This window comes from Vibrio sp. YT-19(2023) (assembly GCF_033337395.1).
Genome location: NZ_JAWOQN010000927.1, coordinates 1 through 560, shown reverse-complemented (window position 1 = coordinate 560; position 560 = coordinate 1). Strand labels below are relative to the sequence as shown.

General features: G+C 48.6%; 1 pseudogene. It reads right to left on the bottom strand.

Going from position 1 to position 560, the window contains the following annotated elements:
* Nucleotides 1-560: pseudogene (locus R7E78_RS29235) on the bottom strand (hypothetical protein); the annotation flags it as partial.

Here is a 560-nt window from a genome sequence, read left to right as displayed (position 1 = left end):
TAAAACGAGCCAACATTTTGTCGCTTGATTTGCTTTCTGAGCGCGAGTAATTGAACTTACCGAATAAGGTGTACTCTTCCGTCAGGTGCTGGGTGTACCGGTTGGTCGTCACCCATTGGTCGCTGCGTTTTTTGTCTGGGTCAGCAGAGTCATCTGTCTTATCGACACGATATTCCACTTTGTTCTTGAACAACACATCATCGACATCAATCGAGGTGCTTACACTCACCGCTTGGCGCTCGGTGGTGATGTTTTGATCATCCTCGATTTCGCCTTTCTGATAGCCGATACCCATGTCGATGTCGTCGTTCATGTCGTAGCCAAAGCCGAATGAATCGATGCGACCTTTGCCGTTGTTCTCATCAACAAACTGGTTCTCTTGGTAGAAATCGACCGTAGAGGTCAGGTCAGCACGTTGACCAACAATAACGTTGTTTTTGCCTTCGTAACTGTCATCGACATAGGTTAAGTAAGTGCTGTAGTCTTCCGTCACATCATAAGTCACGCTGGCTTCAGCCGCATCGCCACGATCGCCCGTGGTGTATTCTGCGCCAACGACG